This window comes from Paenibacillus lignilyticus (assembly GCF_017942085.1).
Lineage (GTDB): Bacteria > Bacillota > Bacilli > Paenibacillales > Paenibacillaceae > Paenibacillus_Z > Paenibacillus_Z lignilyticus.
This window is the reverse complement of record NZ_JAGKSP010000007.1, coordinates 272,846-292,832: the sequence shown is the minus strand read 5'-3', so window position 1 is coordinate 292,832 and position 19,987 is coordinate 272,846. Positions and strand designations below refer to the sequence as shown.

The window sequence follows — 19,987 nt, the reverse complement described above, 5'->3', positions numbered from 1 at the left end:
GGTAGTAACCATTTTCTTCCTTCAGTCCGGCGCCTCCAATCGTACAAACCTTACTTATCCTATATAATTTGTACTACAGCACTACAATTCATAATGGGGAATGATCACAATGGAAGAAACGAAGGATTGGAAGAATGGCACAATAGTCGGCCATCGATTTATTGCCTCTTTCAGCGGAGGCAAGGATAGTGCGCTGGCTTTATATAAAGCGATGCAGGTTGGAGAAGCGATCGGCCTCATCGTGATGCTGGAGGAGGGAGGAAAACGCTCCCGATCCCACGGTATGCCACCTGAGCTAATTCGCGCTCAAGCGGATTCGATCGGACTGCCTCTCTATACTGCGGCTGCGAGCTGGGCTGAGTATGAAGAAGCTTTTATCGGTTTATTGATACAAGCGAAAGACCGCGGAGCCGAGGTGCTCGTAACGGGCGACTTGGAATTGACGGACTATGGCTGCTGGCAGGACGAGGTATCGACGAAGGCGGGATTAAAGCTTGGCATGCCGCTTTGGCAAATGGATCATCTTGAAACCGTAGAAACGTTCATCAATCACGGCTTCCTGTCGATCGTCGTGACCGTCAACTTATCGCTCGGCATGCGAGAATCGGATCTTGGACGCAGGCTGGACCATGAGTTTGTAAAAGAGCTCCTCGAACGCGGCATCGACCCATGCGGCGAAGGCGGAGAGTTTCATACGACCGTGCTGGACGGGCCGATCTTCAAATCCCCGATTCCGGTTCGCAAATGCGATATTATGCGCCATGGCGACTACGCTTTTATGCCGCTGGAGCTGGATGAGAACGAAACTACATCCGACTGACCAGCGGTCATGGGACCGGCTGCTTGCTCTCGGAGCTGCACTTTCGCAAGAACCACCAATTTACTGCTGATGTGTTGCTCTGGGAGCTACTTTTCATGGGAATTCAGGCGATGAGCGCTAACCACTACCTCTCTTCCCCTACTTTCCCGCTGCTCCCCCCACCAACAAGCGGAACACGTACCTCACTCCCACCGGCTATCCTCCGGCCGGTGCGCACAAAAAAAACCGCCTCAAAAGTCGCCAAGCATACTTTTGAGGCGGTCCCTATTTTACTCTTCCGATTCGTCCATATCGTTATACAGCTCGTTGCTGCCCGGCATGAGCAGCCACTTATTGTCCACCTTTTGCAAGTTGTACAAGTTGATCGATTTGACAGGCATCATCTCGCCGCCAATCGTTACTTCAAACGTGTGCAGCGTCAGAAGGAGGCCCTTGTCGCCGTTTAGTTCAACGATGGCGTTCTTCTCCAGATTCATTTTCAAGCTGGTTTCGGTGTCCTTGAACAACTCGTCCATGGAAGCCACGTCTTCCTCGTAGCCTTCCGCTCCGGGCACCAGCGTCGCCTTGTATGCGTTCAGATCCTTCGCATTGACAGCTGCAGCATTAGCGGCAATCAATGCCGAAATCGCTGACTTGTCTGCATCGGGAGCTGTAATTTCTTCCTTCCAGATGCCATCGAGATCCAGCAATTGGTGGGAGAGCTGCTCGGCATCGTAGATCGCCCATTTGCCGTTCTCTTTGTGAAGCGTGTACAGCATTTCGTTCTCCACATCCGCAAAGAAGCCGTTGCCGCCTACTTTAACCGATTGCTCTACCGTATACACAACCGCTTCAACCGAGGAATAGGAGTCGATTGTTTTCTCGCTGAAAGTCGTCTTCGTGTGCACTTTCGCGAACGTCTCCTGCACCGATTCACGGATTAAATCACGAACCGGCGACTCCGAATGGAAGACCGCCATATAAGCCGCGGCATCCTGTGCATTCTCTGCCGCAGTCAGCTTGTCCAGCACGCCGAACACTTCCGCCTGCTGCTGCGCCGTAGGTCCTTTATCCGCGATCGTAACGATTTTCTTCACGCCGTCCCAGTTGACCGTTTTATCCGAAAGCGTTGCGATGAAGCGAACGCCGACCATCGTACGGCCGTTCAGCAGCCTCATTTCACCGTTAACGGGAACCTTCTTGCCGTCAACCAATGCCGTCGTACCGCTCGGTTTCATCTCAATGCTGCGAACAGCCGACTTTGCTTTAATCAGCTTCGTTGACGCATTGTAGTCGATGGTATAACCCAGATTCGTGAACAGCGTACGGAATTCCACATACGTTTTGCCATTCAGAAGTACAGGCGGCGTAGGGAAGATGACCCATTCGCCATTTAATTTAACTTTGATGTCGGTGCCTCCGCTAGCCGCGGAAGCCGTCCCCGCCAAAGATGCGAATACTACGATAATAGCAAGTACCACGCTTATCAACCGTTTCATAGGAAGCCTCACTTTCATTCTCTCATTTTGGATGACATACCTAATTATAGTATACGAGAGTTTAGTAACTGACAACGCTCCAAATGTTAACTGCAGTGCATAGATGACTACTTGTTCGTGCGCGCCCAGCTCCGGAATAATCGGATGCATAAGGCAACCCAGCATGCGCTTAGCCAGAAGCCGGCCAGAATATCGGACGGATAATGAACGCCGAGATAAATGCGGGATACACCCATAATAAGGATCATCGCCGCACTAAAGCACAATAGGGCGATACGCCAGCTTCTCCGGTGAATGTGGCGCCACAGCAAGTAAGTAATGAGGCAATAGAAGGTCAACGCCGCCATCGCATTGCCGCTCGGATAACTGAACCCTTGCTGCTCTACGAGACGGTGAATATCCGGGCGGGCACGCTTATAAATCGGTTTCAGCAGCTCGTTCAGCAGCGTGGAGCCCAGCATGCCGCCGAGGAGCAAAACAAGCTCCTTCCGATGCTTGAATACAAAGAAGAAGAGCACTGCAATGATCAATACCAGCGGTATCATCGTGGAGGTAGAACCGATTTTGTTGAAAACCTTGGCGATCGAGGTCAACGTATCGTTCTCCTGCCCTTGCACCGCGGAAATAATCGTTTCATCAAACTGCTTCAGCTTGTCCCGGGATACAAGCATCGACAGTCCCTGAAATCCTGCTATAGCGAGAATAAGTAAAATCAACCACATTACGAAATTAACCTCCGCTTTTATGAAATGAAACTGACCGTCTTTGTCAGTCAAGATCGGGTAGACTGAATACTATCACGCAACAACAACCAGCCCCCTTAAAGGAGAAGATAGTCAAATGAAACCGCTTGAAGGAAAAATAGCCGTCGTCGCGGGAGCGACAAGAGGCGCAGGACGCGGCATCGCCATTGCCCTCGGTCGTGCAGGCGCAACCGTTTATGTCACCGGACGCAGCGTCCGAGGAAGCTTGTCCGACATGGGGCGCAGCGAAACCATTGATGAAACGGCAGAACTTGTCGCCGCGGCCGGCGGCCAGGGCATACCCGTCCGCTGCGATTATACGATAGAGGATGATGTCAAAGCTCTCTATACCCGTGTAGCCGAGGAGCAGCAAGGCCGGCTGGACATTCAAGTGAATGATATATGGGGCGGCGATCCCCTTACGGTATGGCATGAGCCGTTCTGGGAGCACTCGCTGCACAACGGCCTGCTCATTCAGCAGCGCGGCGTCCACACGCATATGATGGCCAGCTACTATGCTGCACCGCTGATGATTGCACATGGCTCAGGCGGACTCATCATCGAAATTACCGACGGCTATGATTATCGATACCGAGGCAATCTCTACTATAGTTTAGCTAAGATCTCCGTCATCCACCTTGCGCAAGCGATGGCGGCCGACCTCCGCCCGCATAACATCGCCGCGGTTGCCTTAACGCCGGGCTTTCTTCGTTCCGAGGCGATGCTGGATCACTTCGGCGTGCAGGAGAGCAATTGGCGGGAAGCCGCTGCTCAGGACCCTCATTTTCTCCAATCGGAAACGCCTGCTCTCGTCGGTCAAGCTGCTGCCGCGCTCGCATCCGATCCGAATGTGCTGGCGCGAAGCGGCCAAGCTTTGACCTCATGGGACCTGTCCGAGGAATACGGCTTCGCAGATGCGGATGGCAGCCGTCCGCACTGGGGCCGCTACGCCGCAGAGCACGGCTTCTAGTCAATGTTTCTAGTCGATGTGGCAATCGATGACGCAGCAGCTACAAATCGATCCAAAGCGCAGTTTTATCATCGGATTTCTTCACGCGCGGGAAGCGGGTGCAATCCGGATCGGACTCTTCGAGCTCCGTCAGCCACTCGATATAACGGGGCAGGCCCATTTCACGGACAAGCGACGCAATCTCCACGGCGCTGTCCTTGTCCGGCTCTCCCGGCGGCTTCGGAATATAGAGCCCATCGGTAAAGAGCAGCAGCGACTTCACATTCGTCCGGCTGATTCGGCCGAACTCCGCATAATCGCCGAACGTCGGATCACCGTTAATAACGCCGTAGCCGCCAAGCGTGTTAGCCACTTCGCGTCCCGCTATAATAACCGGCTTGCTATATTCCCACAGCGCTTCGCGCGTTGTCAGTCCTTCCGCGACGCCTTGTGCCCATACCGCTTTGGTCCGATCGTCCACATGCGCCAATTGATCGTTCGTAACAATCCGTATGGTACCGTCCGTGTAATAGACAGCCAGCATACAGTCGCCTAATTGGGCAAAATCAATCCATTTGGGCTGAACACGCACCAATGCAGCACATGCATTCCATACAGCTTCCTTCTTCTCCGGCGATATGCCCGCGTCTACCATAGCGGCTCGCAGCGCCGTGTTGGCACGAGAGAGCAGGCTCATCAGCAAATCTGAATTCCCCTCTGCAGCTGTAGCTTCATTGCATGTCCGAGCCACCAGCTGCGCAGCTAAGTAGCCGCCGCTTTCTCCACCGGGTCCTTTGTACGGGACTAGTGAAGTTGCTCCATCAATAACGCCAAGCAGCCGGAGATCTTCATTGCGAATAATCGCATCCTCATTCCAGGGGCTAACCCCTTTTACCGATACTGAAGTGAGTTCCATAATCGTTCCACCTCTCCATTGATAAGGATTCGTTCCTCTATTAGCCGGCAGTAGATTTTAGCATATGACAGACGCCGGATAAAGGCAATCCGATTTCAGCCTGATGGACAAAGAAGACCCGAAACGGCTCTGCTCGAGCCGCCTCGGGTCTTTCTCTTGCTATATCCATCTCGAACCGCTTGGATGCGGACATCCCTTCGCCGCAAGTTTCGCGCGAACCTTCACGAAGCAGCCGCAGTGCGCGCAGGTTGTGCCATATTGAAGCGAAGAGCACCCTTCACAATTCGAGAGTCTGTCCTCATACTGCGCGTCCGGGACACAGTCGCCGGGATGCAGCGCCAGCTTGCTCAGAATCCGCTGCAGCTGCGCTTCCTCCACATGCACCGATGCGCTGCAGCCTTTGCAGCCTTCTTGTCTATGCGCTTCAGTCTCCATACGCATTAGCCTGCACGAAGCACCGCTACTGAAGCGGGCGGCAACGTCACGCGAATGGTGCCGTCTTCATGCTGCTCAATAGACGTCAGCTCCGAGGGACTAACCTCTTCCGGCTGCTCCACTGTATTATGAGCGTTCAGCGCATTGCCTTGCAGCAATGTTCCGCTGAGCGACAAAGCGCCGATGGTTTGCTGCGTCAGGCCTCTCAGCTCTAATGTGATTTCCGCCGGCTCATCATGGCTCAAATTACATAGGCTGACATGGATTACCCCATCCTTGCCGCGCGAGGCGGATACACTTGTCTGCGGAATCGAAGCCCCGTTCAGGCTGTAGGAAGCCGCTTGATGGTTGATATCGAGCGCTTCTGCGTCATGGTGAACTTGGAACATGTCGAAGACGTGGTAAGTCGGCGTAACCGTCATCCGCGCGCCTTCCGTCAGAATGACGGCTTGCAGCACATTGACGGTCTGAGCGATGTTCGCCATCCGCACCCGGTCACAGTGATTGTGGAAAATATGCAGCGTGGCTGCGGCTACAAGCGCGTCGCGCATCGTATTTTGCTGATAGAGGAATCCCGGGTTCGTGCCCGGCTCCACATCGTACCAAGTGCCCCACTCATCCACGATGAGACTGATCCGCTTCTGCGGGTCGTACTTATCCATAATGGTGCTGTGCTTCTGAACGAGCTCGTCCATCACCAGCGCCTTGCGCAGCGTTTCGAACCATTCGGACGTTTCAAAATCGGTGGCTGAACCCTTCCGCTGCCAGTTGTGCGGAATCGTATAATAATGGAGCGTCAAGCCGTCCATGAAACGAGCCGCTTCCCGCATCAGCACCTCGGTCCAATTGTAATCGAAATCGCTGGCGCCGCACGCGATGCGGAAGATTCGGTTATCGCCGTAGTTACGCACGTAAGTCTGGTAGCGTCTGTAGAGATCCGCATAATACTCCGGACGCATGTTGCCGCCGCAGCCCCAGTTCTCATTGCCAACGCCGAAGTAACTGACCTTCCAAGGCTCCTCGCGTCCGTTTGCCTGCCGCTCATTGGCCATCGGCGACTCCCCGTCGAACGTCATATACTCGACCCACTCCTGCATCTCCTGGACCGTCCCGCTGCCTACGTTGCCATTGATATAAGGCTCGCAGCCAAGCAGCTCGCAGAGCAGAAGGAACTCATGCGTGCCGAAATGGTTGTTCTCCACAACGCCGCCCCAGTGCGTGTTGATCATCCGTTTACGCGTCTCCCGCGGTCCGATGCCGTCTCTCCAGTGGTATTCATCGGCAAAACAGCCGCCCGGCCAGCGCAGCACAGGCAGGTTTAATTTGCGAAGCGCTTCCAAGACATCATTGCGAATCCCCTGCGTATTGGGAATATCCGAATCCTCGCCCACCCAAATTCCTTCATAAATACAGCGGCCCAAATGCTCGGAGAAATGGCCGTAAATATTGCGGTTAATGCTTCCCTTGCTGCGGTCTGTGTTGATGACAGTGCGGTTCGTCATGCGGATAGACATCTCCTTGTTATGGATTCGGATTTAGATGGATTAATAAAAACATTAATCAAGTAATAAAACAACAATTCATCTTAGTTCCATTAAACAATAAGACGCTCCGCATTTCAATGTATTTTATTATTCGGTTAGACAGAGCCTCGCAGCAGCTCCTCTACCCAGCTGTAGCAAGCTGCCAGCTCCTCGTCGCTCACTTGTTCCGATCGATGCTCGAACATGATTTTCACGTTCGGATTATGCCTGCCAATGATTCGCATATAATCCTCGATCGGCGCCCAGCCTTCGCTTGGATCCAGATGGGGCAAGACCGGGTAGCGTGTTTGCTTGCGTTCACCGCTCTCCTCTATGCGCAATGTGGACAAATGAATCAACTCCGCATAGCCGGCATATCGCTCAATGACCGCTCTGGCATCGAAGTAAGGATCTATCCTCTCCTGTATGTACAGCCTGGCTGTATCCAGACAAAGCTTGATGGTGTTGTGCTTCATGAGCAGCCGCTCCAAAATATCCCGCTTCGTCGTCACATATCCGTTCAGCGCATCAAGCTCAAGCACCGGCACGAATTTGTACTCCTGCCCTATACGGGCCAGCCATTCAAACAACACTTCGCTTCTCTCTTGAAACAGCTCAACAGGATACTCGGACTCGAAAACATATTCACTGGGGTCCTCAAAATGCCACCGTCCCCAGTTCACCCGATCCTCTAAGATAACGGGTTTGGGATAATGGAATAACACATAGCTCGGCTGAATCGCGGTTGCCAGGTAATCAAGCTCTTGTTGCACCCGCGCGAAGGCTTGCTGCCTCACGGCTTCGTCCTTTGCTAGGAACAGCGCGTCCCGTACACGTGAGCTGCCTGCTCGCAGCGGGAAATGAACACCGATCCGGAAGTCATCTTGTTTCGACTGCAGCCGGAGCCTTTCGATGTCAGGCTCCTGTTGAAATAAGCAGGCCTCTATCCCATAGAATCCCTCGCCAAAATCTCTCCGGTATTTCGCCTCATTAAAGCCCCCATATTGCCCAATCAAGAAATTGTGCCGCATCCTCTTCCCCTCTCCCGCCTTCTGTTCGAACACTTGTCCGAACTTTCCGTTTTCTATTCTCATATACTATTCTATTAAACAAGTAAGTAGGTGATAAACATGGCTATCATTCCGTTTATTGTTGAAAATGAGGATCGGCTCTTTCAAACCTTCGACGTGCGCGTGTTCAACTATGGCACTGATCCTGTTAGTTTGCAGCTTGAGGTGTCGTTTGCGCTGAATTCGTCAGATGGCCCTTCCGCGCAGCAGCTTTACGTGCTTCGCACGGTTGAACTCCTAGGCGGTCAGCTATTCACGTTTGCTAATATTTTCGCAGACTTCGACGTCATGACAGGCAAGCTGATAACTTGGGATGCAAATGAGTATAATATTACGTTTAACGTCAGTCCCGATTTCCCTGTGTTTCCGCCTCCTTTCGGGTAACCTCTGCAACGCCGGCTGTATAACTGCAGATGCCCAACACCTCCTGCCGACTAAATTAATAGCATGTGGAGAAGTCACCTTACCAAGGGAGGCGGAACCCATGCAGAGGAAACGATCCTTTAAGAGAGCAGCGACCTGCAGGCGTGCACAAAGGCATGACCATGAATTCGAGGGCAGCACCAAATTAGCTGAAGAAGGCGACGATCGCCACAACCATCGATTCGCAGGCGTAACCGGCCAAGCGATTAAATCCGGAAACAGTCACGTGCATGAGATCGATCTGACCAGAACCGATTTCTTCGGTCATTTCCACAAGTTAAAGAAGATCACGACTGGTCCTGCAATTCCCGTTGGAAACGGGAAACATGTTCATTTTGTAATGGGAAAAACAACCCTGGCCGATGGTCACGTCCATCGATTCAACTTTGCCACTTTAATTGATGCGCCACTCCAATAATTCAGATTGGCTGTCCCGAACGTATGACTATGACGTCAGGGACAGCTTTTGTTATGCTCGTAAAGCCCGGGTTTTGTGACAGATTGATCGCGCCCGTCTATAATGGTGACAAATGGGAATACATATGGCATAGCTAACTGACGCTTATGAAAAGAGGCTCTTCTTGTGACGCAAACTCGTATTGGAACCATTACCGCAATCAATCGCTTTCCCGTTAAATCCTTTGGAGGAGAGGCGCTCCAAAGCAGCCGAATCGAGACGTACGGCTTGTACGGGGATCGCTCGCATGCCTTCATCGATGAGACGAAGGAGGGCTGGGATCGCTATTTCACAGCCAGAACCGCGCCTGCGATGCTGCACTATAGAGCTGCATTGGAGGTCGATGCGGAAGCAACGGACCATTTTGCCGGATTGCGTATTACGGCGCCGGATGGCCGTTCATTGCAATGGGACGATGCCCTGCTGGATGAGATTCAACCCTACTCCAAGCAGAAGCTGAGCCTGCTCGCTCATACGCCGCAGTCGCTCGATCTGCTTGCCGTCGATGCCGCCAGCATCCTCCTTATTACGGACTCCTCGCTTCGCAAGCTCGAAGCGATGTGGGGAAAACCGCTCGACCCGCTCCGTTTCCGGGCGAATCTGCTCGTGACTCTGGATGACTATGCGCCGGATGAATACGAATGGCTGAATAAGCAGCTATCGGTTGGAAGCGCGCGGCTGCAAGCGGATCTATTCTGCGATCGCTGCTCCTTGATTACGATCGACCCCGAGACGCTTGAGCGTGATGCTTCGCTGCTGCGTACGGTGAATGAACAGTTTAAGCTCAATTTCGGCGTCTATGCTTCGGTGAAGCAAGCCGGGCAGGTGCAGGTTGGGGATGCGGTATACTTGGAACGGTAACCGGTACCGTTCTTGCCTTGCATTGCATTGGAAAAAGCCCATGAGCGGCAGCAGGTACCGTTCATGGGCTTTTTTTCGTCGATGGATGCCCATGTGCGGTAACCGGTACCCTATCGTACGCCGCACACCAGCTGCCGACCCGTCGCTCGCCTAAGACCCCGTTGACCGATAATGCCTTACGCCTACTCGCCAGACGAGCAAGCAAGGAACGAGGAATAGGAATCCCGCCAGCGGCACCGCCGCGTATAGCGGGTGATCGCCGCCTTCTCTGCCCAGAATGTACAGCAGCGGCAGGTAGTTCACGCAGCCGAACGGGATGACGAAGGTGAATAACCTCTTCACCCATTTGTGATAGATATTCAGCGGGTACTGCGTCATTTCGCGTCCGCCGTCCGTGAAGATATTGGCAATCTCCAGCCCTTGTACCGTCCAGAAGCTGACCGAAGCAGCGAGGATAAAGATCCCCGTGAAGATCACGATCCCGCTCACCACCATCAATACTAGTGTAATCCCCTTAAGCAGCGTCCAATCCACTTCTAAATTGCCTGCGGCCCAGATCAACACGGCAGCACTCAGCAGCAGCCGGCCTATCCGGGCGAATTCGAACCGAGAGCCGAATACTTGAATGACCGTGCCCCGAGGGCGAACCAGCAATCGGTCGAAGTCTCCGCTCACGACCAGGCTGGAGAACGTATCAAACCCTCTTCCGAAGCATTCCGTAAACGAGAACGCCATTTGCGTCACGGCAAAACAGAGCACGACCTCGTAGAAGCTCCACCCTTTCAGCTGGCCGAACCGCTCAAACATAAAATACACGCCGGCGAACGTCGTAAACGGGGTCAAACATTGTCCCAGCGTTAGAAGCAGGAAGGATACTCGGTACTGCAGCTCCGATTTCAGGATGATTTTCATATATTTCAAATATAAGCTCATAACGCCTCCTCACCCTCCCTGCACAACTACGCGCCGGAGCGAGCGGTTCATGGTGAATTTGCCGAATGCGACTAACGCGATCAACCAAGCCGCTTGCATCGCAAGGCCCTTCAAAGCGTCCGGCTTATCGATATCCCCCGTAAATACACGGAATGGGAAGTCTACCGTCCAGTGGAACGGCAGCAAATAGACAATCTCTTGCATCCACCCCGGCATAAGCGGGATCGGCACGATCATCCCCGCCAGAAAATCTCCGAACACACTAAATATCAACAGAGAGCCGCCCGGCGACATGGTGATAAATACCGATATGTAGATAAGCATCGAGAGGGCAACGACCATCAGCATACTAACTGCCAAAACCGCAAGGAAGATAAGAAAGGTAAGCCAATCCGGAGGAAGCTCAAGCCGATAAGGCCTAGGCAGAAAAACCGTGACTAACAGAATAGGAGAACATCTTAACAGCGCGCTCGACAATCGTTGCGCAAGCAGCTTGGCGTACCAGAAGTTGTAAATGCTGCTGGGCCTGCACAATTCATAAGCGATGTTGCCGCTCTTGATGAGCGAGAACAGCTCGTTATCTCGCAGCCATAACATCACCAAAGCGAGAAAAGCTTGCCTCAGCCAGGTGTAGGTGATCACTTGGGAAAGTGTCATAGGAGGTTCTTGCCCGGTGGAATGCGCGTAGAACGCTTCGAAAATCATAATGAACATAAACCCGAAGAAAAATTGCGTGCCGATTCCGGCCAGCGCGGCCGCTCGATATTGCAGCCCGGTGCTGATTCGCAGCTTGAATACGGACATGTAGGCCCTCATCATAGCTGGTACTCCTTATACATCTGCACGATGATGTCTTCAATCGGCTGCGTCTCGATCGCCACGTCCAGCAGCTCAACCTGCGCGGACAGCTGCGCGATCGCTTCCGAGATCATCACCTGCTCCGTATCTACGCTGAGGATCGCCCGTTCCGGTGTCCAAGAGAGGAGCGAAACGCCGGGAATCGCAATGGGGCGGCCGTTCTCCTGATAATCGGCGGTTATCGTTCGTTTCGTGCCGAATCGGCTGCGAAGCCCTTGCACATTGCCGTCGTAGAGCAGGGTACCTTTGCCGATCAGCAGTATCCGGCTGGCCAGCGCTTCGATATCGTTCATGTCGTGCGTGGTCAGAATGACGGTTACGCCCTTCTCTTTGTTGATCGTCTTAATAAATTGGCGCACCGCAATCTTCGAGACGGCATCGAGCCCGATCGTCGGTTCATCCAAGAAGAGGATGCTCGGACTGTGCAGCAGCGAGGCGGCTATTTCGCAGCGCATGCGCTGCCCCAAACTGAGCTGCCGTACCGGTGTGTACAGGATGTTTGCCAAGTCCAGCGTTTCGATGAGCAGCGTAAGCGTCTCCCGGTACTTCGCTTGCGGGACGTTGTAGATGTCGCGCAGCAGATCAAACGACTCCATAACCGGAACATCCCACCACAGCTGCGAGCGCTGTCCGAACACGACGCCGATGTTCTTCACATACTTGACCCGATCTTCCCACGGGGTAAAGCCCTTAATGACGCAGGTGCCGCGGTCCGGTACGAGAATGCCGCTCATGATTTTGATCGTGGTCGATTTTCCGGCCCCGTTAGGTCCGATGTAACCGACGATTTCGCCCGGAGGGATGTGGAACGAAATATTTTGCAACGCTTCAACGGCCGTGTATTCGCGATGGAACAACGATTTGAGCGCATGACCAACACCTGATTGCCGCTTGGCGACCAGGAATGTCTTACTGATTCCGTCTACGGTTATCACGTACCGATACCTCCAGAAATTGAAGATTTTAGAAAAGCGACAGGGAGAAGATAGTATCATTACGTGGTTAAAATTGTCAACAGAAATATATAAGAGCGTTGCCCATCAGCGCGAAACGGAGATGCGATACAGGACATGCTTGCATAACGGACTGCCTGCTTCCACTCTGGGGTGATTAAAATGCTTAATAAAATTCATGCCGATTTTGACCATAACCTGACTCGATGGTTTATTCACGTCAGCCGTGAAACTGTACACGTCGCTGAATCCCAACCGGTTAAATCCATAATCCAGGCAGGCTGCAGCTCCCTCGGTCGCGTACCCTTTGCCCCAAGCTTCCTTCTTCAGGCGCCAACCAATCTCGATACAAGGTGTAAAATCCGATTCAAATGTCGCCAGGTGGAAGCCGATAAATCCGATAAACCTACTCGTCTCTTTCACTTCCACGGCGTATAACCCAAATCCGCGCTCCGCAAACTCAGACACGATGTTGTTGTAAAACACCTTCGTTTCATCCGCCGATAAGGTTTTCGGAAAATACCTCATCACTTCTTCATCCGCATTCATCTCGGCAAAGGGCGCCAGATCCGCCTCTTCCCAGTCGCGCAATCGCAATCTCGCCGTCTCCAAATAAATCATTTCGCACCTCCGCAAGAAAGCCCGCTCGCAGCTGCGAACGGACTTTCATTTTGTTTTATAGCACCGATCCGCGTATCGGCGATTTCCACGCCGATTTCGACGGGATCCAGCGATTTGAACAGCTTCACGATAATCTGGCCGTTCGCGGATGTCCCGATCACGCCGATGACGGCATTCAATGCGATTCTATTATTAGGTGGCAGCGGGTCCGCGTATATACCGACATCCGCCTGAAAATAACCGGGCGCAATATCATACTTGTTGTCCGTCGGCGCAGTCGGGATAAATCCAACGGGAATCGGCACGCCGGGGCCTTGCCCGTATCTGGGCACACTCACTTTCATATCAAGCACTTGTACGCTCTCATGAGACCTCCTTCTTAGCTCGTACGCCGTTGGACGAGAGGGTCTTCTGCTGATTCTTGCGGCTACTTCCGGTGCATCTTAAATTCCAGGAACAGCTCGTTGTAGTGGGAAAGCATTTTTTTGCCCAAATTCTTATAGACCTCCAGCTTGGCCGTAAGCTCCGGCTTCGGATAGAAGCGCTCATCCGAGGAGATCTCTTCGGGAAGGAACGCCATCGCCTTCTCGTTTGGCGTCGAATAGCCCACATACTCCGCATTCTGCGCGGCATGCTCAGGGTCCAGCATGAAGTTGATAAACTGATGGGCGCCTTCGATATTCCTTGCGGTCTTCGGAATGACCATATTATCGAACCACAGGTTCGAGCCTTCCTCCGGCACGACATAAGTGAGCTTCTCATTCTCGCCGATAATCTCCGAAGCATCGCCGGACCACACGACGCCAACCGCCGCTTCCTCATTGGCCAGCAGCAGCTTGATTTCGTCACCTACGATGGCTTTCACATTCGGCGTCAGTTCCTCCAGCTTCGCTTTCGCTTCCTGCAGATGATCCTCGTTCGTGTCGTTAAGCGAATAATGCAGACTGTTCAGCCCGAAGCCGATGACTTCCCGAGCCCCGTCCACCAGTAGAATTTGATTGCGCAAGCCGGGATCCCACAGATCATCCCAGCTCTTGAAGTCCATCCCCTTTAGCAGCTCCGTGTTATACACAATCCCGACCGTTCCCCAGAAATAAGGGATGGAATAGGCATTGTCCGGATCAAACGAGAGATTCATGAACCGCGGGTTAATAAACTTCAAATTCGGCAGCTTCGCCTTATCGATCGGCAGCAGCAGGTCTTCCTCTTTCATTTTGCTGATGGCATATTCGGAGGGTACGCTGATATCGAAGGTTGTGCCGCCTTGTTCGATCTTCGTCATCATCGCTTCGTTGGAATCGAAGGTCTGGTAGATGACTTTAATGCCGGTCTCCTCTTCGAAAGCTGCCACCAGATCCGGGTCGATATAATCGCCCCAGTTGTAGATCGTAAGCGTATTGTCGCCGGAGTAGCCCTGCGACGAATTGAGCGCCGAAGCGCCGTACATTAAAGCAAAAGCGAGCGCAAGCACGACGAGCAGCATCCGAACGAGCGATTTCATTTGTTAGGAAGCCCCCAATCCGTGCGGCGGTCGCCGCGCCCCGACTCTTGCCCGCGGCGGTTGATGAAATAGTAGCCGACGACAAGCAGCATCGTGAAGACGAAGATCAGCGTCGACAGCGCATTGATAGACAAGGAGACGCCTTGTCGTGCCCTCGAGTAGATTTCTACCGATAATGTCGTGAATCCGTTACCCGTGACGAAGAACGTAACCGCGAAATCATCAAGCGAGTAGGTCAAGGCCATGAAGAACCCGGCGAATATGCCGGACTTGATGAACGGCAGGACAACCTTCGACAGCACATCCCACTCGGTTGCGCCAAGGTCTCGAGCGGCATCCAGCAGCGATGAGCTCATTTCCTCCAGCTTCGGCAGCACCATGATGACGACGATCGGTACGCTGAACGCGATGTGAGAGATGAGCACGGAGGCAAAGCCCAGCTTAATGCCGAGTATCGTAAACAGGATTAAGAAGGACGCCCCGATAATCACGTCCGGACTGACGATGAGCACATTGTTGAGCGACAGCAGCGCATTCCGATTTTTCCGTTTCCGCAGCCGGTGAATCGCAATAGCGCCGATAACACCGAGTATCGTGGAAATAACGGCGCTTAGCAGCGCGATGACCAGCGTATTGAGCAGGATGATGAGCAGACGCGTATCGGCAAACACTTCCCTGTACCAATCCAGCGTAAACCCGTCGAACCCGTGCATCGTCCCCCCGCTGTTGAACGAGTAGTAGGACAAGTAGAAGATCGGCGCATATAAAATAACGAAGATGAGCCAGAGATAAACATTCGACAGCTTCAGTTTTCGGTTCATCGTACGTCCGACCTCCTGCTTCTGTTGCGATTGCCGGTTACGATCATAATGATCACCATCGCGATGATCAGAAATACGGCAATTGTGGCCCCCATGCCCCAATCCTGCGTGACGAGAAAATGCTGTTCAATGGCCGTTCCGAGCGTAATGACCCGGTTGCCTGCAATTAGCCGCGTAATCATGAAGAGCGACAGCGCGGGTATAAACACAGCCTGACAGCCGGATTTCACGCCGCTTAACGTAAGCGGGAAGATAACCCGGCGGAAGGTCGTCCATGTCGATGCGCCAAGATCGCGAGAGGCATCCACCAGCGAAGGGTTCAGCTCCTCAAGCGCATTGAATACGGGCAGAATCATGAACGGAATGAAGATATAGACGGATACGAAAATAAAGCTGAAATCCGTAAACAAGATTTGCCGATTCCCGATACCGATCAGCTCAAGGATCGCATTGACGGCTCCATACGTACCGAACAGGCCGATAAACGCATATGTCTTCAGTAATAAGTTGATCCAGCTGGGCAAAATAATGAGCAGCAGCCATAACTGTTTATGCTTGGTCCGGGTCAACAGATAGGCAGCCGGATAACCGATCAGCAAGGAGAAGAACGTAATTAAGAAAGCGTACCAGAACGAGCTGAACGTCATCTTCATATAGACCGGCGTGAAGAAATGAGCATAGTTGGAGAAGGTGAAATTGCCTTCTACATCAAACAGCGAATCGTAGACAATCAATACGATCGGCGCAACAACGAACAGCAGCATCCACAGCAAGTACGGAACGAGATACATATTGCGAGACCGTGGCCGCGTTTGGATAGGAGCATTTACTTGGGCGTGCGCTGCATTCCTCATGAGTAGGCTTCCAGCCTTCTGTCGAACTCTTCCTCGGTCTCATTAAAGCGCATAACGTGAATGGCTTCCGGGTCGAAGGTCAGCCCGATGGCTTCGCCGACATCCGCTCTGCGCGTCGAGTGAACGAGCCACTTATTCCCGGCGTCATCGATGCACTGAATTTCGAAATGAACGCCGCGGAACAGCTGCGCCTCTACTTTAACCTGCAGCTTGCCATCTTCCGGACGGGTAATCTCCAGATCCTCCGGACGGATGACGATATCGACCGGCTCATTCGGCTGCAGTCCCTGGTCGACGCAGTCGAACGTTTTTCCCGCGAACTCAACTAGGAAATCCTGCGTCATTCTGCCTGCTACAATGTTCGATTCCCCGATAAAATCGGCCACGAACCGATTGATCGGCTCATCGTAAATATCCATCGGCGTGCCGCTTTGCTGGATTACACCCTCGCTAAGCACGAAGATCTCATCCGACATCGCGAGCGCTTCCTCTTGATCATGCGTAACGAAGATGAACGTAATGCCGAGGCGCCGCTGCAGCTCTCGCAGCTCCACTTGCATCTCCGTACGAAGCTTAAGATCAAGCGCAGAGAGCGGCTCGTCCAACAAAATAATTTCGGGCCGATTCACGATAGCTCGCGCGATAGCGACCCGCTGCCGCTGACCGCCCGACATTTCGTTGATCTCGCGGTTCTCGTAGCCGACCAGATTGACGAAACGGAGCGCCTCGAGCACCTTCTCCTTGATCTCCGCCTCCTTCAGCTTCTTAATGCGCAGGCCGAAGGCAACGTTCTCGAACACGTTCAGATGGGGGAAGAGCGCATAATCCTGGAACACCGTATTCACTTGCCGCTTGTTGGCGGGAATATGGTTAATCACCTTGCCGTTAAAATAAATCCGGCCTTCCGTCGGCTCCGTAAATCCGGCGATCAGCCGCAGAATCGTCGTTTTGCCGCAGCCCGACGGACCAAGCAGCGTATAGAACTTGCCGCGCTCAATCTCGAAGCTGACGTCCTTGAGCACGGCGGGGTCGCCCTCGTACTGCTTGGTTACGCCTTGGAATGAAATGATGGCTTCGCTCGCGGGTTTTACATTCATTGTGGCGCTGCCTCCTTCATGTGATCATATCTTCTATTGGATAGTATAACCAAACGATACGATCACATGAAGTGGTTTTTATTCATTCAAATAGGTCGTAACCCGATTCTGTATCAGTTTAGCGACGGCATCGGCGGATTTCTGCCCGGAGAAGAACGCTTTGACTTCCTCCCCGATGATTTTCTGCACTGTCGTTTCATAGCCTATGTTTCTTAAGCCGGCTTCGGACAGCATCTCGCGGAGCACCTTAAGATTCTCGTCCGTTGCTTCGGCCGAAGCTCCGCCTCCTTTGGCAGCCACATTCTTATCCAAACCGTTCTTCTTCACATCTTCGATTGCCTTTTCATTCAAGGCTTTGTTCATCGAGAAGCCCGAATATCCAGCCTGTTGCATCTCTTCGGACAGCAGAAACTTCATAAACTCCCAAGCGTCCCTTTTAACCTCAGAATTGGCGTTCATGGCGATTTGATTCGTCACGAGAAACGAGATGCCCGATTTTTGATCCGCTGCATGCGGCTTTTGATAGACCTTTCCGTCCTTAAAATACATGCCAAGTCGTAAGAGATAATCGCTTGGGGAAGTCATTAATGAATAGTATAAGTAGCTTTTTGTATATTCCACCGCGTCACCGCTTAACTCCTTCTCATTGTACATCTCCTTCACATCTGTCAGTAATTCTGTGAAGAAGGGAGTATCGAACGATGCCTTGCCATTTGCTCCATCGATCAATCGGTTATAGTTATCCGACACGAGATTATCGATCATCGCCTCAGGCGGCAAAAAATTCATGGAATAGGTATGTCCGTTCTTGTCTGCCAACTGCTTGCTGATCTCTGCGAACTGGCTCCACGTCCAGTTCTTATCATCAATGGTAACACCGGCTTTCTTAATCCCGTCCGCATCTCCATACAAAGCTTCCAAGAAGAATTCAATAGGCAGCATATAGAGGCCGCCGTTCATTTTGGAGCCTTCCATGATGTTCATCTGGTATTGCTGCGGATCGAATCCGGCATCGCGCTTCATCCACTCGTCCACGTTCTCGAACGCGCCTTTATTCACGTATTTATCGATCGGCAGCTCGACGGTCGTAAACGCGAACAAATCCGCTCCCTTGCCGGATAACACCTCGGTCGTCGTTGATTTGATATATTTCTCCACGTCAGGCCCGCTAATCATTCCGCCTTTAGGAGCAAATTCTTTCAGTTCAATCTTCGTGTTCGGATGCAGCGCTTCGTATTCCGCCTTTGCCTGCTTGTAGATATCGGTAGCGGCAAGTATCGATACGACGATCGTTTTCGGTTTATCGTCCAGCGGCTCCAGCTCCTGAGGTGCAGCGTCTGCTTCGGCGTTCGTCGCAGCGTTTGATGCTTCGCTTGTATTGCTTTGAGATTTGGGTGTATCCTTCTGCGTCGAATTCCCCGCAGCGCTGTTATTCTTATTGCGATTACTATCGCTATTTCCGCTACATGCCGATAAGCCAATCAGCATCAAACAGCTCACCGCTAAGATCAGTGCTTTTTTCATTGTTCATTTCCTTCTTTCTGATTGAATGATCATGATTTCGTCATTACGCGAACCCGGACTCCATCGGCAACGGGTTCACTGCTTTCAAGGATAATCGGCGCATCCGGGAAAATCCCTTGAAGCACGACCGTTTCGAATTCGTTCGAATCGCCGATTTCGACCCTGGCCTTGCGGACATGGCTTGTATTGCCGAGAGGGCCTTTACGCTCCTCGATGACGTAAACGTAAGCTTCGGAGCCTTCCTTATGAATGGCGCTGCTCGGGATCAGGACTCCGCCCGTATCGGCTGAAGCAAACCTAAGGTCAAGACCCGCTTGTTCGCCTCCGCGCAGCGATTCATGTTTCACGGCAACGACGAGGATCAGCTGGGACTCCTTGTTCTCAATGCCTGCAACGATTCCAGTCAACGCTTCCGCGTTATCGGCTTGGCCAACCCGGAGGTCCAGCTTCTGTCCAATCTGCAATCGGTCGCAAATATCAGCGGGTACCTGTACCTGCATTTGATAACCCAAACCGGAGGAGGCCAGCTGAACATCGGGACCGGCGCTGGCCGAAGTCATCCCATCCACGGCGCCTACTTTCGTCACGAGGCCGTCGAAAGGAGCTTTCAGTTCGCGATTGCTAAGCAGCTCCGCCTTCTGGCTGTCCAGATTTCGCTGCTGCACTTCCTTCGCAAGACGCGCGCTCTGGAGATCCCGCTTCGCGCTGCGCAGCCGGGTCGTATCGCCGCTGGATGCGGCTTCCACGTATTGTTCCTGTAAGCCTTGTATAGACAATTGCTGCTGCTCGAGCTGCGATTTAGCGTCTAAAAAACGGTTCTCGGCTTCCCGGCTTTCGTAAACGACCAGCGTCTGCCCCTTCTTCACGGCTTCGCCCGCTTTGACCTTGACGGCTTTCACGGTCCACCCCGACTTGTTCGATAACGATGCTTCCATGACCGGTTCCAAAATACCGCTGCCGGTAAAGCTCCGAATGAACTCCCCCTGCCGTCCGGCCGTTGTCCACACCTTCGTTAACGTCATCGTTTGCAGCGTATTGCTGAACAGGGTGAGCACGATTAAGCCCCTGACAAACAATGAGGCAAGCAATCGAAGCTTCTTCCTCCTTCTTGTATTCACTTGCTCGGTTTCTTGCCATTCCACTTGGTATT

General features: G+C 52.7%; 22 protein-coding genes. 5 read left to right on the top strand and 17 right to left on the bottom strand.

Going from position 1 to position 19,987, the window contains the following annotated elements; genetic code table 11:
• The first annotated feature begins 109 nt into the window (after window positions 1-109).
• A complete protein-coding gene (locus tag I8J30_RS18910; protein WP_210660702.1) occupies window positions 110-820 on the top strand; it encodes a Dph6-related ATP pyrophosphatase in 711 nt (236 codons plus the stop codon).
• Between the two features lie 269 nt (window positions 821-1,089).
• Here I8J30_RS18910 and I8J30_RS18905 read toward each other — a convergent pair whose 3' ends face one another.
• Window positions 1,090-2,298: a stalk domain-containing protein gene (locus tag I8J30_RS18905; RefSeq protein ID WP_210660700.1), complete on the bottom strand. Its 1,209-nt coding sequence runs from the start codon at window positions 2,296-2,298 to the stop codon at window positions 1,090-1,092.
• Between the two features lie 107 nt (window positions 2,299-2,405).
• Window positions 2,406-3,020: a phosphatase PAP2 family protein gene (locus I8J30_RS18900; RefSeq protein WP_210660698.1), complete on the bottom strand. Its 615-nt coding sequence runs from the start codon at window positions 3,018-3,020 to the stop codon at window positions 2,406-2,408.
• 118 nt (window positions 3,021-3,138) lie between these two features.
• Here I8J30_RS18900 and I8J30_RS18895 point away from each other — a divergent pair, with 118 nt between their 5' ends.
• Window positions 3,139-4,011: an SDR family oxidoreductase gene (locus tag I8J30_RS18895; RefSeq protein ID WP_210660696.1), complete on the top strand. Its 873-nt coding sequence runs from the start codon at window positions 3,139-3,141 to the stop codon at window positions 4,009-4,011.
• 40 nt (window positions 4,012-4,051) lie between these two features.
• Here I8J30_RS18895 and I8J30_RS18890 read toward each other — a convergent pair whose 3' ends face one another.
• From I8J30_RS18890 to I8J30_RS18875, 4 genes are all read right to left on the bottom strand, one after another.
• Window positions 4,052-4,906 carry a protein phosphatase 2C domain-containing protein gene (locus tag I8J30_RS18890; RefSeq protein WP_210660695.1) on the bottom strand — a complete coding sequence of 285 codons (855 nt, stop codon included), beginning with the start codon at window positions 4,904-4,906 and terminating at the stop codon, window positions 4,052-4,054.
• A gap of 159 nt (window positions 4,907-5,065) precedes the next feature.
• Window positions 5,066-5,341, bottom strand: coding sequence for a DUF6171 family protein (locus I8J30_RS18885; protein ID WP_240548177.1), 276 nt, complete (start codon window positions 5,339-5,341; stop codon window positions 5,066-5,068).
• 5 nt (window positions 5,342-5,346) lie between these two features.
• A complete protein-coding gene (locus I8J30_RS18880) occupies window positions 5,347-6,843 on the bottom strand; it encodes an alpha-N-arabinofuranosidase (protein ID WP_210660691.1) in 1,497 nt (498 codons plus the stop codon).
• A 137-nt stretch (window positions 6,844-6,980) separates the two neighbouring features.
• Entirely contained in the window at window positions 6,981-7,895 is a 915-nt protein-coding gene (locus I8J30_RS18875) for a sugar phosphate isomerase/epimerase (protein WP_210660689.1), read from the bottom strand.
• Window positions 7,896-7,994: 99 nt separating this feature from the next.
• On the opposite strand from I8J30_RS18875, the gene I8J30_RS18870 reads away from it, so the two are divergent.
• The 3 genes from I8J30_RS18870 (at window position 7,995) to I8J30_RS34045 (ending at window position 9,675) form a co-directional block, all read left to right on the top strand.
• On the top strand, window positions 7,995-8,318 hold the full coding sequence (locus I8J30_RS18870; protein WP_210660687.1) for a hypothetical protein: 324 nt from the start codon (window positions 7,995-7,997) through the stop codon (window positions 8,316-8,318).
• Between the two features lie 100 nt (window positions 8,319-8,418).
• Window positions 8,419-8,775, top strand: coding sequence for a YmaF family protein (locus I8J30_RS18865; protein ID WP_210660685.1), 357 nt, complete (start codon window positions 8,419-8,421; stop codon window positions 8,773-8,775).
• Between the two features lie 165 nt (window positions 8,776-8,940).
• Window positions 8,941-9,675, top strand: a complete 735-nt coding sequence (locus I8J30_RS34045; protein WP_210660683.1) for an MOSC domain-containing protein — start codon at window positions 8,941-8,943, stop codon at window positions 9,673-9,675.
• A 150-nt stretch (window positions 9,676-9,825) separates the two neighbouring features.
• Here I8J30_RS34045 and I8J30_RS18855 read toward each other — a convergent pair whose 3' ends face one another.
• From I8J30_RS18855 to I8J30_RS18805, 11 genes are all read right to left on the bottom strand, one after another.
• Window positions 9,826-10,608 (bottom strand): ABC transporter permease, encoded by a 783-nt coding sequence (locus I8J30_RS18855; protein ID WP_210660681.1) that lies wholly within the window; start codon window positions 10,606-10,608, stop codon window positions 9,826-9,828.
• Between the two features lie 9 nt (window positions 10,609-10,617).
• The gene (locus tag I8J30_RS18850) at window positions 10,618-11,427 is read right to left on the bottom strand and encodes an ABC transporter permease (protein ID WP_338044893.1); all 810 of its coding nucleotides are present in this window, start codon (window positions 11,425-11,427) and stop codon (window positions 10,618-10,620) included.
• Window positions 11,424-12,401, bottom strand: a complete 978-nt coding sequence (locus I8J30_RS18845; RefSeq protein ID WP_338044892.1) for an ABC transporter ATP-binding protein — start codon at window positions 12,399-12,401, stop codon at window positions 11,424-11,426. The genes I8J30_RS18850 and I8J30_RS18845 overlap by 4 nt, the downstream gene beginning before the upstream one ends.
• 105 nt (window positions 12,402-12,506) lie before the next feature.
• Complete coding sequence (locus tag I8J30_RS18840; RefSeq protein ID WP_210660677.1) at window positions 12,507-13,040, bottom strand: GNAT family N-acetyltransferase; 534 nt, start codon at window positions 13,038-13,040, stop codon at window positions 12,507-12,509.
• Window positions 13,037-13,393, bottom strand: a complete 357-nt coding sequence (locus I8J30_RS18835; RefSeq protein ID WP_210660674.1) for a hypothetical protein — start codon at window positions 13,391-13,393, stop codon at window positions 13,037-13,039. Before I8J30_RS18835 ends, I8J30_RS18840 begins: the two co-directional genes overlap by 4 nt.
• A 74-nt stretch (window positions 13,394-13,467) precedes the next feature.
• Window positions 13,468-14,541, bottom strand: a complete 1,074-nt coding sequence (locus I8J30_RS18830) for an ABC transporter substrate-binding protein (protein ID WP_210660672.1) — start codon at window positions 14,539-14,541, stop codon at window positions 13,468-13,470.
• On the bottom strand, window positions 14,538-15,362 hold the full coding sequence (locus tag I8J30_RS18825; RefSeq protein WP_210660669.1) for an ABC transporter permease: 825 nt from the start codon (window positions 15,360-15,362) through the stop codon (window positions 14,538-14,540). Before I8J30_RS18825 ends, I8J30_RS18830 begins: the two co-directional genes overlap by 4 nt.
• On the bottom strand, window positions 15,359-16,216 hold the full coding sequence (locus I8J30_RS18820; protein WP_210660668.1) for an ABC transporter permease: 858 nt from the start codon (window positions 16,214-16,216) through the stop codon (window positions 15,359-15,361). Before I8J30_RS18820 ends, I8J30_RS18825 begins: the two co-directional genes overlap by 4 nt.
• On the bottom strand, window positions 16,213-17,313 hold the full coding sequence (locus I8J30_RS18815) for an ABC transporter ATP-binding protein (RefSeq protein ID WP_210660665.1): 1,101 nt from the start codon (window positions 17,311-17,313) through the stop codon (window positions 16,213-16,215). The genes I8J30_RS18820 and I8J30_RS18815 overlap by 4 nt, the downstream gene beginning before the upstream one ends.
• 78 nt (window positions 17,314-17,391) lie before the next feature.
• Window positions 17,392-18,837, bottom strand: a complete 1,446-nt coding sequence (locus I8J30_RS18810; RefSeq protein ID WP_210660663.1) for an ABC transporter substrate-binding protein — start codon at window positions 18,835-18,837, stop codon at window positions 17,392-17,394.
• Window positions 18,838-18,866: 29 nt separating this feature from the next.
• Window positions 18,867-19,979, bottom strand: coding sequence for an efflux RND transporter periplasmic adaptor subunit (locus tag I8J30_RS18805; RefSeq protein ID WP_210660661.1), 1,113 nt, complete (start codon window positions 19,977-19,979; stop codon window positions 18,867-18,869).
• Between the last annotated feature and the right edge of the window lie 8 nt (window positions 19,980-19,987).